This is a genomic window from Allosphingosinicella sp., from assembly GCF_046295735.1.
Lineage (GTDB): Bacteria > Pseudomonadota > Alphaproteobacteria > Sphingomonadales > Sphingomonadaceae > Allosphingosinicella.
Genome location: NZ_JBKBMQ010000009.1, coordinates 60,148 through 74,918, shown reverse-complemented (window position 1 = coordinate 74,918; position 14,771 = coordinate 60,148). Strand labels below are relative to the sequence as shown.

15 protein-coding genes are annotated in these 14,771 nt (G+C 67.2%); 6 read left to right on the top strand and 9 right to left on the bottom strand.

The genetic code is table 11. The features are described 5' to 3' along the window. Window positions 1–46: 46 nt before the first annotated feature. The 3 genes from ACK4K7_RS10030 to ACK4K7_RS10020 are packed head-to-tail and all read right to left on the bottom strand — an operon-like array spanning window position 47 to window position 1,045. Entirely contained in the window at window positions 47–379 is a 333-nt protein-coding gene (locus ACK4K7_RS10030; RefSeq protein ID WP_431865675.1) for a four-helix bundle copper-binding protein, read from the bottom strand. Between the two features lie 38 nt (window positions 380–417). After that, window positions 418–831 (bottom strand): CopM family metallochaperone, encoded by a 414-nt coding sequence (copM, locus tag ACK4K7_RS10025; protein WP_431865674.1) that lies wholly within the window; start codon window positions 829–831, stop codon window positions 418–420. A 16-nt stretch (window positions 832–847) separates the two neighbouring features. Continuing rightward, window positions 848–1,045 carry a heavy-metal-associated domain-containing protein gene (locus ACK4K7_RS10020; protein WP_431865673.1) on the bottom strand — a complete coding sequence of 66 codons (198 nt, stop codon included), beginning with the start codon at window positions 1,043–1,045 and terminating at the stop codon, window positions 848–850. A gap of 154 nt (window positions 1,046–1,199) precedes the next feature. On the opposite strand from ACK4K7_RS10020, the gene ACK4K7_RS10015 reads away from it, so the two are divergent. From ACK4K7_RS10015 to ACK4K7_RS09995, 5 genes are read left to right on the top strand one after another with little or no spacing between them, the layout of a single operon-like run. After that, window positions 1,200–3,746 carry a heavy metal translocating P-type ATPase gene (locus ACK4K7_RS10015; protein WP_431865672.1) on the top strand — a complete coding sequence of 849 codons (2,547 nt, stop codon included), beginning with the start codon at window positions 1,200–1,202 and terminating at the stop codon, window positions 3,744–3,746. 12 nt (window positions 3,747–3,758) lie between these two features. Next, on the top strand, window positions 3,759–4,265 hold the full coding sequence (cueR, locus tag ACK4K7_RS10010; RefSeq protein WP_431865670.1) for a Cu(I)-responsive transcriptional regulator: 507 nt from the start codon (window positions 3,759–3,761) through the stop codon (window positions 4,263–4,265). Continuing rightward, the gene (locus tag ACK4K7_RS10005) at window positions 4,252–5,418 is read left to right on the top strand and encodes an efflux RND transporter periplasmic adaptor subunit (RefSeq protein WP_431865668.1); all 1,167 of its coding nucleotides are present in this window, start codon (window positions 4,252–4,254) and stop codon (window positions 5,416–5,418) included. Before cueR ends, ACK4K7_RS10005 begins: the two co-directional genes overlap by 14 nt. Next, window positions 5,415–8,576, top strand: coding sequence for an efflux RND transporter permease subunit (locus ACK4K7_RS10000; RefSeq protein WP_431865666.1), 3,162 nt, complete (start codon window positions 5,415–5,417; stop codon window positions 8,574–8,576). Before ACK4K7_RS10005 ends, ACK4K7_RS10000 begins: the two co-directional genes overlap by 4 nt. 10 nt (window positions 8,577–8,586) lie before the next feature. Further along, window positions 8,587–8,838: a hypothetical protein gene (locus tag ACK4K7_RS09995; RefSeq protein ID WP_431865664.1), complete on the top strand. Its 252-nt coding sequence runs from the start codon at window positions 8,587–8,589 to the stop codon at window positions 8,836–8,838. 172 nt (window positions 8,839–9,010) lie between these two features. On the opposite strand, the gene ACK4K7_RS09990 is transcribed toward ACK4K7_RS09995, so the two are convergent. From ACK4K7_RS09990 to ACK4K7_RS09975, 4 genes are read right to left on the bottom strand one after another with little or no spacing between them, the layout of a single operon-like run. Then, entirely contained in the window at window positions 9,011–9,697 is a 687-nt protein-coding gene (locus ACK4K7_RS09990; protein ID WP_431865663.1) for an NADPH-dependent F420 reductase, read from the bottom strand. 16 nt (window positions 9,698–9,713) lie between these two features. After that, window positions 9,714–10,412: an SDR family oxidoreductase gene (locus ACK4K7_RS09985; protein WP_431865662.1), complete on the bottom strand. Its 699-nt coding sequence runs from the start codon at window positions 10,410–10,412 to the stop codon at window positions 9,714–9,716. Window positions 10,413–10,424: 12 nt separating this feature from the next. Next, complete coding sequence (locus tag ACK4K7_RS09980) at window positions 10,425–11,168, bottom strand: SDR family oxidoreductase (RefSeq protein WP_431865660.1); 744 nt, start codon at window positions 11,166–11,168, stop codon at window positions 10,425–10,427. A 12-nt stretch (window positions 11,169–11,180) separates the two neighbouring features. Further along, window positions 11,181–12,116 (bottom strand): MBL fold metallo-hydrolase, encoded by a 936-nt coding sequence (locus tag ACK4K7_RS09975; protein ID WP_431865659.1) that lies wholly within the window; start codon window positions 12,114–12,116, stop codon window positions 11,181–11,183. A 66-nt stretch (window positions 12,117–12,182) separates the two neighbouring features. Here ACK4K7_RS09975 and ACK4K7_RS09970 point away from each other — a divergent pair, with 66 nt between their 5' ends. Then, on the top strand, window positions 12,183–12,890 hold the full coding sequence (locus ACK4K7_RS09970) for a LysR family transcriptional regulator (RefSeq protein ID WP_431865658.1): 708 nt from the start codon (window positions 12,183–12,185) through the stop codon (window positions 12,888–12,890). Between the two features lie 413 nt (window positions 12,891–13,303). Here ACK4K7_RS09970 and ACK4K7_RS09965 read toward each other — a convergent pair whose 3' ends face one another. Together ACK4K7_RS09965 and ACK4K7_RS09960 are read right to left on the bottom strand one after the other, a co-directional pair. After that, on the bottom strand, window positions 13,304–14,197 hold the full coding sequence (locus ACK4K7_RS09965) for a helix-turn-helix domain-containing protein (RefSeq protein WP_431865656.1): 894 nt from the start codon (window positions 14,195–14,197) through the stop codon (window positions 13,304–13,306). Then, window positions 14,194–14,733 carry a helix-turn-helix domain-containing protein gene (locus ACK4K7_RS09960; protein WP_431865654.1) on the bottom strand — a complete coding sequence of 180 codons (540 nt, stop codon included), beginning with the start codon at window positions 14,731–14,733 and terminating at the stop codon, window positions 14,194–14,196. Before ACK4K7_RS09960 ends, ACK4K7_RS09965 begins: the two co-directional genes overlap by 4 nt. Window positions 14,734–14,771 lie beyond the last annotated feature (38 nt).

Here is a 14,771-nt window from a genome sequence, read left to right as displayed (position 1 = left end):
GCCGAGTGGGGTGCCGGGCCGGGCGGTGCTGACCCCCCGAGACCGATCAAGCGGCCATCTGACGGCAGTGCTCCGCGCAGCGACGGCAGGCAACCACACATTCTTGCATGTCGCCGGTTGCCTCGCAGCTTGCCGCGCAGGCTTCGCAAACATCAGCGCAGAGGCGGCACATCTGCGTGTGCCGTTCCGAACCAATCATCATGAAGCGGGCCGCTGTCGCGCAAGCTTCGGCGCACTCGATCATCAGCCGGAAATGCGCCGGCTCTACGTGCCGGCCGCCTGCTTCCAGGCAGTGGTTCATCGCCATGCCGTAGCAGGCGGAATGACTGCTCAGGCACGCCTCGATGCAGGCGCGCATCTCATCGTTCAGTTTGTGCATCGTCGGTCCCTTCCAGTCAGCGGTCCAAGGCAAGGTGATCAGCCGCGCGGGGGCTCGTTCCGCGCCAGCCAGCTCCTCATCGTCGCGATCTCGGCCTCCTGCGCCTTAACCACGTCCTCGGCGAGGCGGCGGATCTCCGGGTCGCGCCCGTGCTCCAGTGCGATCCGCGCCATGGCGACGGCGCCCTCGTGGTGCGGGATCATTGCCCGGGCGAAGTCGACGTCCGCGTTACCCGTGAATGCCACCGCCATGTCGGCATGCATCTTGTCATTGGTGGCCTGGTAGGCGCGGATCACCGGATCGCTAGATGGCGTGGTCGCATGAGCGCTCCCGTGTGACATAGCGTGTGCGCCGCTCGGCATGTCGTCGGGTCCTTTCTGCATCTGGGCGAAGGCGAGACCGGCCGCCGCGGTCAACGCGATGCCGGTCAGGATGAGGGTGTTCTTCTTCATCGCGTGCTCCTTCCGTTCAGCCCTGGACCGCGGCCGGGAAGCCAGCCTTGTCCAGCGCCGCCGCGATCTCCGCGGCCGGACGCTCTGAGCGCACCTCTAAGAGGCGTGCGGGCACGTCGGCGGAGACCTCCGCCTGTGGATCGATGGACTGGACCGCCTTGGTAACGCCGCGAGCGCACCCGCCGCAGGTCATGTTGTCGATACGGAATTGCATGGCGACCTCCTCTTCAAGTTCCGGGTCGCTGCACGACTTGGGGCTTGCCACCGTTGGAAGGTCAAGAGGTTTCGCCTCACTGTTTTTTGGCCCTTGACCTTGCCACCGTTGGAAGCCGCATCTGACCTCCAAGCAACGACAAAGGAGTGGTCGGATGGACAACTTCCCCGCCGCTCGCCTGAGCGGAACAAGGACAGAGCTGGCGATCGAAGGCATGACCTGCGCGTCCTGCGTGGGACGCGTCGAGCGAGCGCTGAAGGCGGTGCCCGGGGTCGCGGACGCGTCCGTAAACCTCGCCACCGAGCGCGCGGCCGTGACGCTGGCGGCGCCCGTGGCGCGCGGCGCGTTGGTCGAAGCAGTCGAGAGCGTCGGCTACGAAGTCAGGGGCGGAGCGGTCGATCTCGCGATCGAGGGCATGACATGCGCGTCCTGCGTTGGGCGCGTGGAGCGTGCTCTCGCAGCCATCCCCGGCGTCCGCGCTGCGAGTGTGAACCTCGCCACGGAGCGCGCGCGGGTCGAGGTGTCGGGCGCGGTCGAGCCGGCTGCCCTAATCGACGCGGTCGGAGCAGTCGGCTACGACGCACGCGAACTCGGCGGATCGGAGACTGACCCGGACGCGGAGGCTGAGCGCCGCGCGGCCGAAGAGACGACACTGCGACGTGACCTCCTCGTCGCAGCCGCGCTGACCCTGCCGGTGTTTCTGCTCGAGATGGGGTCGCACCTCGTGCCGGCGTTCGGCAGGGCGGTCGCGACCACAATCGGCGTTCAAACGAGCTGGTGGCTGCAGTTCGCGCTCACCACAGCCGTTCTGTTCGGTCCTGGGCTACGCTTCCACGAGAAGGGCTGGCCCGCGCTGTTGCGGCGTGGCCCGGACATGAACTCGTTGGTCGCCGTGGGTACAACGGCGGCCTACGCCTTCTCCATGGTTGCGACCTTCGCGCCATCGTTCCTGCCGCCCGGCACCGTCCATGTCTATTACGAGGCGGCCGCAGTCATCGTGACGCTCATCCTGCTGGGCCGCTGGCTCGAAGCCCGTGCCAAGGGCCGGACTTCGGAGGCGGTCAAGCGCCTGATCGGCCTGCAGGCCAAGACCGCGCGCGTGCGCCGGGGCGAACTGGCTCTGGAGGTGCCGGTCGGCGAGGTGAAATCGGGGGACCTCGTCGAGGTGAGACCGGGCGAGCGCCTGCCGGTCGACGGCCAAGTGGTCGAGGGCGTCAGCTACGTCGACGAGTCGATGATCACGGGCGAGCCCGTGCCCGTCGCGAAGCGCGCCCAGGCGGCGGTGGTCGGCGGCACGGTCAACCAGACCGGCGCGCTTACCGTTCGCGCGACCGCCGTCGGCTCGGCGACAGTGCTGGCGCAGATCGTTCGGATGGTGGAGCAGGCACAAGGATCCAAGCTGCCGATCCAGGCGATGGTCGATCGGATCACCCTGTGGTTCGTGCCGGCGGTCATGGCGCTCGCCGCCGCGACTTTCCTCGTCTGGTTGCTCTTAGGACCGGCGCCGTCGCTGACGTTCGGCTTGGTGAACGCGGTCGCGGTGCTGATCATCGCCTGCCCCTGCGCCATGGGTCTGGCGACACCCACCTCCATCATGGTCGGCACCGGCCGGGGCGCGGAGCTTGGCGTGCTGTTCCGCAAAGGCGAGGCGCTGCAGCTCCTCAAAGAGGCGAGGATCGTCGCCTTCGACAAGACCGGCACCCTGACGGAGGGCAAGCCGACGCTCACGGACCTGGAGTTCGCGCCCGGGTTCGACGGCGCCGACGTGCTCGCGAAAATCGCCGCTGTAGAGGAGAAGTCGGAGCACCCGATCGCTCGCGCCATCGTTGCGGCGGCCGAGGCACAGGGGTTGCCGTTTCCGGCTCTGACAGACTTCGAGTCAGTCACCGGGTTCGGCGTCCGCGCCACTGTCGGCGGCGTCCATGTGGAGATTGGCGCGGACAGGTACATGACGCGCCTCGGCCTGGACCCGAGCCACTTCGGGGAGACGGCCGAGCGCCTCGGGGACGAAGGCAAGACACCTCTCTATGCCGCAGTCGATGGACGGATTGCCGCCGTGCTCGCGGTCGCCGACCCGATCAAGGCCACGACCGCCGAAGCCATCGCGGCGCTGCATGGTCTCGGCCTGAAGGTGGCGATGATCACCGGCGACAACCGGCGAACGGCCGAGGCGGTCGCGCGCCGGCTCGGCATCGACGAAGTGGCGGCCGAAGTGCTGCCCGAAGGTAAGGTCGAGGCGGTTCGCCGGCTGAAGGGGGCGCACGGACGGCTCGCCTATGTCGGCGACGGAATCAACGACGCACCCGCACTCGCCGAGGCTGATGTGGGGCTGGCGGTCGGCACCGGCACGGACGTGGCGATCGAGGCTGCGGACGTCGTGCTGATGTCCGGGAGCCTGAAGGGCGTGCCCAACGCAGTGGCGCTCTCCCGGGCCACGATCGGCAACATCCGCCAAAATCTATTTTGGGCCTTTGCTTACAACGCCGCGCTCATACCGGTGGCGGCGGGCGTGCTCTACCCGGTGAGCGGGACGCTGCTCTCGCCGATGTTCGCAGCCGGCGCCATGGCGCTGTCAAGCGTGTTCGTGCTCGGGAACGCGCTGCGCCTCAAGCGCTTTCGCGCGCCGCTTGCCAGCGAGGCCAGCGGCGCCGACGCGCCCGCCGCAGCGCTGGTCAGAAGGCCCCAGCCGGCCCACGCCTGAGAGGAGAAGACGATGAACATCGGACAAGCCGCCGAAGCGTCGGGCGTCTCCGCCAAGATGATCCGCTACTACGAGCAGACCGCGCTCATCAGCCCGGCGGCGCGCACCGACGCGGGCTACCGCACCTATTCGGATGACGACGTCCATACCCTGCGCTTTATCCGCCGCGCGCGGGACCTCGGCTTTACGGTGGAAGGCATCGCCGAGTTGCTCTCCCTCTGGCGCGACCGTTCGCGCCAGAGCGCGGACGTCAAGGAAATGGCGCTCGGCCACGTCGCGGCCTTGAGGCGCAAGATCGCCGAATTGGAGGGCATGGCGGCGACGCTCCAGACCCTGGCGGAGTGCTGCTCGGGCGATAACCGGCCCGATTGCCCGATCTTGAAGGACCTCGCGACGGGCACCCCAGCGGTCGACGAGCTTGCGCCCCGCCGCTTCGGCGTGCCGGGTGAGTTCGAGGCGGTGCGCCCTGGGGCCAAGCGCCGGGCGCTTCGGCGGAGCGAGTCTGATGCGCATAGGTAAGCGGGGTGCAGCGCTGGGCCTGGCGGCCGCGCTCGGAACCGCCTCGCTAGGCGCATGGATCTTCACCGAGCGCGGGGATCAGGCCGCAGCGGCCGCGCCGACTGCGCCGCCTCGGGTGCCCGTGGCGGCCGTCGTCGTGCGTGAGGTAGCTCCTCGCGCGGAGTTCACGGGCTACCTCGAGGCGACTGAGGCTGTGGACCTGGCGCCGCGCGTCGGCGGTCAGATCATCAGTACAGCCGTCCCGGAAGGCGCGATGGTTCGCGCCGGTCAGGTCCTGTTCCAGCTGGATCGCGCGCCGTTCCTGGCACGCGTTGCCGCCGCCAATGCGGCGCTCGCAACCGCGAGAGCGAGCCTTGCCAAGGCGGAGCGCGACCTCGCTCGGGGGCTTGAGCTCGTGCCCAAGGGGTTCATACCGCGCCGGGCTGTCGATGATGCACGGACTGAGGTCGAGCAGCAGTCGGCGGCCGTACGCGCCGCTGAAGCTCAACTGCGGCAAGCCGAACTCGACCTGGGCTTCACACAGGTGATAGCGCCGATCTCCGGGCGCGTCGGGCGCATCGAGGCCACGCGCGGCAATCTCGTGTCGGGCGGCGATGCGGCCGGCGCGACCCGGCTCACCCGCATCGTGCGGGTCGATCCGCTGCATCTCTACTTCGACATGGACGAGGCGACCTACCTTCAGCTGGCGCCTGCAGGAACCGGACGCGCCGTGCAGGTCGCGCTGGCAGCGGAAAGCGGACGCCCGTTCGCGGGCCGCCTCGACTTCGTCGCGCCTGAAGCCGACCGAGGCACCGGGACCGTGCGGGTGCGCGCCGTCGTTCCGAATCCGACGGGAGAGCTCAAGCCCGGCTTGTTCGCGCGAGTGCGCATCGACACCGGTCCGTCCCAGCCAACCACACTCGTTGCGGACGAGGCGATCGGCGTCGATCAGGGCCGGCGGTTCGTGCTGGCTGTCGGCAGCGATGGTGTGGCGCAGTACCGCGCCGTGCAAGTGGGCGGGCTGGTGGACGGGCTGCGCGTTGTGGAAAGCGGCCTTGGCTCCGGGGACCGGATCATTCTCAAGGGGCTCGTCCGTCCAGGTATGGAGGTCGAGCCGCAGCCGACTCCCATGCAATCGGCCGCCGCGTCCACCTCTACTCCAGCCGTGCGATGAGCTTTCCACGCTTCTTCGTCGACCGGCCGATCTTTGCGATTGTGCTGTCGGTACTGATCGTGATTGGGGGCGCGCTCGCCTTCTTCCGCCTGCCGCTTAGCGAGTATCCCGCGGTCACGCCGCCGACCGTCCAGGTCACTGCCGCCTTTCCGGGCGCCAGCCCATCGGTTATCTCAGAGACCGTCGCAGCACCCCTCGAGCAGGCGCTGACTGGTGTGGAGGGCATGATCTACATGTCGTCCCAGTCCGCCACCGATGGGCGGATGACCCTGACCGCGACTTTCGGGCAAGGGGTAGACCCAGACGTCGCGCAGATACAGGTGCAGAACCGCGTCCAGCGTGCGCTGCCCAGGCTTCCTCAGGAGGTGCAAAGGCAGGGCGTCGTCACGCAGAAGACCACGCCCGACATCCTTATGGTCGTGCATCTCGTCTCGCCCGAGCGGCGCTACGACCCCCTCTACATTTCGAACTACAGCCTGCTTCAGGTTCGTGACGAGCTGGCACGCCTGCCCGGCGTCGGCGACGTCGTAGTCTGGGGCGCAGGCGAGTATGCGATGCGAATCTGGCTCGACCCGGCAAAGGTCGCGGCGCGCCAGCTGACCGCGAGCGAGGTGCTCGCCGCCCTCCGCGCGCAGAATATAGAGGCTGCCGCCGGCGCTGTCGGGCAATCGCCTGGAGCGAGCGCGGCTTTCCAGGTCGCAGTCGACGCGCAAGGACGCCTGACGACCGAAGACGAGTTTCGTCAGATTGTCGTCAAGAGCGGTGAAGACGGCCGGATGACGCGGCTCGGCGATGTCGCGCGCATCGAGCTCGGCGCGGACGCTTACTCGCTCCGCGCCCGACTCGACGGAGAGCCGGCCGTCGCGATGCAGATCCTGCAGGCACCGGGCGCCAACGCTCTCGACGTGTCGTCTGCGGTCAGGAGTACGATGGATCGGCTTGAGGCCGGTTTCCCCGAAGGGCTCGAGTACCGCATCGCCTACGACCCGACGATCTTCGTGAGCGCCTCGCTGGAGGCCGTATCGCACACGTTGGTTGAAGCTGTGCTGCTGGTGGTGCTCGTCGTCGTCTTGTTCCTGCAGACTTGGCGCGCCTCCATCATCCCGCTCGTCGCGGTGCCTGTGTCGCTAATCGGCACCTTTGCGGTGCTTCATCTTCTCGGCGTCTCGCTCAACACCCTATCGCTTTTCGGCCTGGTGCTCTCGATCGGCATCGTCGTCGACGACGCGATCGTCGTGGTCGAAAACGTCGAACGGCACATCGAGCTCGGCGAGGAGCCACGCGAGGCCGCGCGCCGGGCGATGGACGAGGTCACTGGCCCCATCGTTGCGATCACCTCGGTGCTCGCCGCCGTCTTCGTGCCGACGGCGTTCCTTTCGGGGCTCCAGGGCGAGTTCTACCGCCAGTTCGCGCTCACTATCGCCATCTCGACGGTGCTGTCTGCAGTCAACTCGTTGACCCTGTCGCCGGCGCTCGCGGGCATGCTCTTGAAGCCCCACGGATCTCGTCCGGACCTCCTTCAGCGCGGCGTCGACCGGCTCTTCGGGTTCCTATTCCGCGCCTTCAACCGCGGATTCGCACGCGCCGCGGAGGGGTATGGCCGGCTCGTCGGACGTCTGGTCCGCGTCGGCGCTCTGGTGATGATCTTCTACGCTGGCTTTCTCGCCTTCACCGCCTTCGGTTTCAGCCAGACGCCGACCGGCTTCGTGCCGGCCCAAGACAAATACTACCTCGTCGGGATCGCACAGCTGCCCGCTGGCGCGTCCCTCGATCGCACGGACGCCGTCGTGCAGCGCATGTCGGAGGTGATGCTCGCGGAGCCGGGCGTGTCGAACGTGGTCGCCTTTCCCGGTGTGTCGGTGAACGGCTTCGCGAACTTGCCCAACGCCGCCGTGGTGTTTGCCATCCTCGATCCGTTTGAGGAGCGAACCTCGCCCGAGCTTCGCGCCGACGCCATCGCTGGCCGCCTTATGGGCAAGCTTTCGCAGATACCGGACGGCTTCCTCGGCGTGTTCCCGCCGCCACCGGTGCCGGGCCTTGGCAACACGGGTGGGTTCAGGCTGCAGATTCAGGACCGCGAGGGCGCCGGCCCTGCGGCGTTGGCTGCCGCGACCGCGGCCGTTTTGGGCGAAGCCGCCAAGCGGCCGGAACTCGTCGGCCTCCTGGGCAGCTTCGAGGCGAATGGGCCGCGGCTCGATCTGAAGCTCGACCGTGACCGAGCGAACGCGCAGGGTGTGCCGATAGCGGCCGTGTTCGAGACGCTGCAGGCGAACCTCGGCTCGATCTATGCCAACGACTTCAACCGGTTCGGCCGCACCTACAAGGTGATCCTCCAAGCCGACGCGCGCTTCCGCCAGGACGCGAGCGCGGTCGGGGCGCTGCAGGTGAAGAACGCCGCGGGCGACATGGTGCCCTTGAGTGCGCTCGTCCGCGTCGAGCAGGGCGCCGGACCCGACCGCGTCACGCGGTACAACGGCTACCCGTCTGCCGACGTCGCCGGCAACGCCGCTCCCGGCGTCAGCTCGGGCCAGGCGACACGGGCGATGGAGCAGGTGCTGGCCACCGCTCTCCCGCCGGGCTTCACCTACGAGTGGACTGAACTCGCCTATCAGGAGAAGCAGGCCGGCAATACGGCGCTGCTCATCTTCCCCCTCTCGGTGCTGCTCGCCTTCCTGTTTCTGGCCGCCCAGTACAACAGCTGGTCGCTGCCGCTCGCGGTGCTGCTGATCGCGCCGCTGGCTGTACTCGGCGCGCTTGTCGGCGTTTGGCTCTCGGGCGGTGACAACAACATCTTCACCCAGATCGGCTTCATCGTGCTGGTCGGGCTGGCCGCGAAGAACGCGATCCTCATCGTCGAGTTCGCACGCGACAGGGAAGCGGGAGGCGCGCCGACCCTGCCTGCGGTGATCGAGGCCGCCCGCCTGCGCCTCCGGCCCATCCTGATGACCTCTGTCGCGTTCATCGCGGGCGTGGTGCCGCTCGTGCTCGCGACCGGCGCCGGAGCGGAGATGCGCCGCGCCATGGGAGCGGCGGTGTTCACCGGCATGCTCGGCGTAACTGTGTTCGGACTTCTTCTGACGCCGGTCTGCTACGTGCTCGTCCGGCGCTTGGGCCAGCGGCGGCGGGAGCCTCCCGCTGTTCTGCAGCCTGCCGAGTAGGAGGAACAGGATGGTCCACGACTTCGAGCGTCACGTCCACAGCCACGACTTCTTACCCGCCGATCATGACCGGAACAGCCGCGGCGTCTGGCTGGTGGTGGTGCTGACCGGCGTCACCATGCTCGCCGAGATCGTTGCGGGCACCCTGTTCGGCTCGATGGCGCTGCTCGCGGACGGCATATACACCTCGTGGCCTGAAGCGCTCGCGGTCGCGGTACTCGGCCTCTCCGTCGATCTGGCCAGCGCGTGGCCGGTCCAGTAGCCGAGCACAACCTGATCGCGAAAGCGCATTACGGCCGCTATATCAGGTGGTGCGGGCGGTCGGGCTCGAACCGAAACGTATTGCTACGGCGGACTCTGGATCCGCTGCGCTTACGCAGGTTCCCCGCATCGTTGTCTTATGACTATGGCTGCAAGCATCTTCGCCGATCAAATCACCTGTAAGTGGACGCCTCGCGGGCACCTACAGATTGAAGGTTAGGCTCAGGTAGGGTGTTAAGGCTCAGGTGAGCCCGCCCACCGCGACCTGCATCAATCATGATGATGCGGATGACATCCCCGAGCGCCTCGACCCCACGGAATGCCGCCGGGCCGGACCCGACGTCGACCGCTTGGAATCCAAGATCTCCGGCGAGCTTGGCGACCGCCGCCTTCGCATCGCCATCCCCACCGGCGACAAAGGTCTGAGCGCTCGACTCCCGAAGCGCCTCGGGAGTGGTGTCGAAGCTCTCCATCGCAATCGTATTGAACGCCTTCACGACCCGCGCCGCCGGCGCGTTGTCCTGCAGCCGCTCCGCGATTGCCTTCTCGAACCAGACTCCGGCACGAGCCTCGTTGGCGTAGTCGCGGTTGTTGATCTCGATGACGACCTTGCCGTCGAGCAGCGCAGGATTGGCAAGCACAGCGGCCGGATCGGGCTCGCGCATCGTCCAGACGAGCACCTCACCAAACGCGGCCGCTTCATCGTTGCTGCCCGCCTGTGCGCCGCCGCTGACGCGCTCGACCGCCGCCTGCGACTGCTCGGGCCGGCGCGCGCCGAACATGACGTCGTGACCGACTGCGGCCAAGCGAACCCCCAGCGCACGACCCATGTTGCCCGAACCGATAATCCCGATCTTCATCTGAGTGCTCCTTCTGTCAGGCGGCACGAGCGCCGCCCGACCAGCGGCCGAGCCGCTCGCCGCCGTCGACGTCGAGCACCGCGTTCGTGACCGCAGGGTTGGTGATGAGCGCCAGAATGGCCGTGGCGACGTCTTCAGGGGTGCCAGCATGGGCGGCGAGTTGACGGTCGGGTCGCATCCCGATCCCGCCCGGCGAGACGACGTTGACGCGAATGGGCGCGAGTTCGACCGCGGCGGCGCGCGCAAGCGCCTCAATGCCGCCGTGAAGCGTCGTCCAGACGCCGAAGCCGTGGGTGGGGCGTCGCCCGCTTGATCCCGACACCAGCACAATGGAGCCGCCCGGCGCAACGAAGCGCTGCGCGAGGTGCAACGCGTTGTATGAGGCCCATAACCTCGCGTGCGCGCTCTTGAAGCCGGCCAGATCGGTGCCTGGAATGGAAGACGCCCGGCTACCGCCCGTCGACAACGCGACGACGACATGGTCTACCCGCCCGGCGAGTGCGTAGATACGCGCCGCCTCCGCCTCTATTGCGAAGTCGCCGACCAGCGCACGGGCACGGGAGCCGAGCCCGACGGCGGCACCGGCGAGCTTCGCCTCGTCGCGCCCGACGATGATCGTGTCGCCGCCCGCCGCTGCGACGAGTCTCGCGACCGCGGAGCCCATCGCACCCGAGCCGCCGAGGATCAGCACCTTCTGAGTCGTGAGGTTTGTCATTGCCTATCTCCCTCAAACGAGGTGGAGGCCGCCGTCGACTGTCAGCACGGCGCCGGTGACGTAGGGGTTCGCAATCAAAGACACAGCGGCCTTCGCGAGATCCTCCGGAAGTCCGGCGCGGCGCGCAGGGAGCGTGCGCTCCATCCAATCCGCGAGATTGGCGCGCTCTACATCATTCCAGACATTGGTTAGCACCACACCTGGCGCGATCACGTTGACGCGTACGGGTGCCAGCTCGACCGCGAGCGAGCGTCCCGTCTGGATGACGGCGGCCTGCACGCCGTTCATCACTGACAGGCCCGCGTCCTTGCCGGTGGGCTTCAGCCCCGCGATGCTGGCGAAGAGCGTCGCCGAGCCGCCCGCGGGCATCTTCGGGACGGCCGCGCGCAGCACGTTCACTTGCCCCCAGAATTTATCGAAGCTCGCGCGCATCGTGGCATCGTCGAGCTCAAGGAAGGCGCCGCGCTTCTTGTTCTCGTCGGCGACCGCCGGGATCACGACATGATCGATCCGCTCGAACGGCGAGAGTGCTAAGCGTACGGCCTCCACGTCGCGGTAGTCGAACGCGACCACGTCCGCCTCAGCTGGGTGGTCGAGTTCGGCCTGCACCTTGGCGAGCGCGTCGGCAGAGCGGCTAGAGAGGATCACGCGGGCGCCAAGGCGATTGGCGAGCGCCGACGTGGCAGCGCCGATGCCCGAGGAGGCGCCGACCACGAGCACGGTCTGGCCGGCGAGCGAGAAGGGATGGTCGTTCATGGCGAGCCCCCCTCACTTGACCGGCGCGAGCGCGGGCTTGGCGAACTCGGCGAAGAGCCCGTCGACGCTGATGGCGACGATGTCGCGCAGGCCGGCCGGGTTTTCGTAGGGAAAGCGTGCGATGATCGCCCTGTTCGCAGCCGCCTTTGCGGCCGGCGTGTCGCCCGCTCGCACATACTCGGCGAGAGCCAGACGGCGGGTCGTCACGATGTAGTCGCGCTGGTCTGCGAGCAGGCGCTCCTTCGGTCCCGACGCGCCGTGGCCGGGGTGCACGACGCGGGCGTTCGGGAATAGAATGTCGAGCCGGTCGAGGGCCGTCAGCCACTCGCTCGTCGACGATTCGCCGAAGAGCGCGTGCAGGCGATTGAGTACGAGGTCCCCCACGTAGAGGTCGCCGGTCGATGGCACGTAATACGCTGTGCCGGAGTTCGCTTCCGCTTTGCCCATCTCGCGGGCGACGATCTGCAGCCCGTCGATCTCCAGGGTCGTGTCGCCACCAAAGGTGCGATCAGGCAGCGTGAACACCGTCGGGGCGTTCGCCGGGTCGAACTCCTGGACAAGCTTGTTGAAGCCGTACGGGTCGGTGCGGATCGTCTCGGACGTCGTCTCCGACGACCAGATCACCGCGTTCGGGAACGCCTCTTTGAAGACACCCAGACCCACGTAGTGATCGGGGTGGCCGTGGGTAACAAGGATCGCGCGCACCGGCTTGCCGGTGGCCCTGGCGGCGGCGAGCGCCTCACGGGCGTGTGCCAGGTCGCGCTGCACGTCGATGACCACGAGCCCGCCGCCAGGTGTCTCGATCCAGTGCGTGTTGACGGTGCCCGGACCCGGGTAGGTGTACAGGCCGGTCCGATCGCCCGACTGTGCGAGCGCGGGGCCCACAGGGGCGATGGTGCTCACCAGCAGCGCCGCTACGGCGGAGAGGAGAAGATTGCGGCGGTACATGGCGGGCCTCCTTTGTTGACGGTTGGAAGGTGAAATTCTCGGGCGGCTTCATCCAAGTTGGTCCTCATGAAGGATGAATTCAGCGAAATTGAGCTTCGGCGCCTGGATCTTAACCTGCTCCTGGTGTTCTCGGCGCTGATGCGCGAGCGGAGTGTCAGCCGTGCCTCAGGTCGTCTATTCATTGGACCATCCGCAGTCAGCGTGGCGCTCACACGTTTGCGCGACACGCTCGGCGACCCGCTCTTCGTGCGCGCGGGCACGGGAATGGAACCGACGCCGCGATCCCCCGCGCTTTGGTCCGAACTGGAGCTGGCGCTTAGCTCGATCGAGATCGCGGTGCGGGGTCATCGCACCTTCGATCCCGCGACGGCGCAGGCGATCATCCGGTTCGCGGCACCCGACGAACTGGAGTTCGTGCTCGTGCCGCGGTTTCGCGAGCGGCTCGAGACCGAGGCGCCCAGCATCCGCCTCGTCGTACTTCCATCCGACTTCCGAACGCTTCTCGGCCGCCTCGACTCCGGTGACGCCGACCTTGCGCTTTCGGCGACCCCGACCAGCGGCGTGGAGCGACGGCACCGTATCCGGCTGCTTCATCGTGATGGCTTCTCGGTGCTCTACGATGCCCAGCCCGATTCCGCCGTCCGGGACCGAGCAGTTCCAGCGTTCGCCCTGCGTGGAAAGCTCGACACCGACGCGCCGCGCCTCGCTGTGCCGCGCGGCCTTCGTGACGAGCTCAAGCACGATCAAAGCAAGGTCATGGGCCAGCGACGATAGGACGAGCGCCGCAGGAGCCTTAACATAGAGCGCGATCCCGAACCCCGACAGGTAGCCAGTGTCCATGCGCGACTCGATGCGCGCAAGGTGCCGGCCGACGTCAACGAGATCGTCGTTGCATGAACGCTCGTGAAGCTGCCGATAAAGAAGCGAAAGGCTGCCCACCGCGTCGATCGCCTCGTCCAGGATTTCGCCGGAGCTGAGAACGTGCATCTGGCGGCGACGCCGGGACAAAACGGCGATGATGAGCGCAAAATCTTTGGCCACCCGGTGGCGAAACTCGGAGACGGCCGTCCTTTCATCGAGCATGGGCCGAGATCCTTGAAGGCTAGGTGCTCTCCTGCTCTACGCGCCGGCCGTCTTTTCATCTCGCAATCGGTTGCGCTGATCCGAGGCAGATTGCTGCAATCGGCTCAGCTGCGCCGCTCCCGCCGGTACTGGCTCGGGCTGACGCCGAGCGCCTTGCGGAACGCCGCCGCGAGCTGGCTCGGGTCGTCGTAACCGACCGCCGCCGCCACTTCCGTGATCGGCAGCTCCGTTTCCTCCAGTAGCTCCCGGGCGCGCTCGATCCGGCGCTGATGGCGCCAGCGGTGCGGCGGCAGACCAGTGGACTGTTTGAACGCGCGGCAGAGGTGGAAAGTAGACAGGCCGAGCAGGCGCGATAGGTCATCGAGGCTGACGTCCTCGGCGAGTCGATCAGCCATATACTCGGCCGCTCGCTTGACCTGCCAAGGGGCCAGGCCGCCACGCGCCACCACTACGTCTGTCCGATCGCGCGAACGAAGCAGCACAGCTGCGATCTGCAGCAACAGGCCGTCCGTAGATAGCGCACAGTGGGGTTCGCTTCCGACGGCCTCAGCCCAGAGCATTTCGAGCAAGCGAATTAAGTTCGGCTCGCGGAGAAGACCGGCGTGTAGCCGGCCAAAGGACCCGTCTGATGGCAGGTCGTTTGAATTGGCGAGGGCGATCAACGATTGGTACGGAACGGCGAGTATTCGGACGAGATGAGGATCGGCGATCTCGAGAAAGGAACCTGCCCCAGGGGACGTCAGGACCACATCGCCGCGCCGCATGGTTTGCTTGAACCGACCCGCGCCGAGATCACAACTTAACCGGGCGTCTCCCCGCGCGAGCCAGGCGAACGACAGGTCAGGTGTCGCAGCGTCCGACCAGTCGCCTGCGGACTGCGCCGACTCAAGCAAGGCGCCGCGGGCAAACTCGACCGTCTGGACGATTGATTGTCCATAGGTATGGCGATAAAACTCGGCATAACTACGGTAGCCCAGCTCATTGAGGCGGATGCTCACGACAGGCGCTCTCGCCGGTACTTGCTGGGGCTCACACCCAGCGCCTTACGGAACGCCGCGGCGAGTTGGCTGGGGTCGTCGTAGCCGACCGCCGCCGCCATCTCTGTGATCGGCAGGTTCGTATCTTCTTGGAGCTCGCGCGCGCGCTCGATGCGGCGCTGATGCCGCCACCGATGCGGCGGCAGGCCGGTCGACTTCTTAACCGTGCGGCAGAGGTGGAAGGTACTTAACCCCGTGAGCGTGGCCAGATCGGAGAGCGTGACGTCCTCCGCAAGACGTTCATCGAGATACCGCATGACGTGACGGACCTGCCGCGGTGCCAAGCCGCCGCGCGCGCGGCCTCCATCGATCCGCTCTCCCGATATGGACAGCAGGGCGAGTATAATGGTCTCAATAGCGCTATCTCCGAATAATGCCTCCTCGGGCGAGCCGTTGGCCGCCTCGTCCCACAATCGCGTCGTCGATGCGCGGATCAGCGGATCCTCGAACAGCTGGACATGCAACTTGCCGAAGCTGCCAATCCATTGATGTCTCATGATCGCGGATCCTCAACGTGCTCAAAGAGCGTCAAACG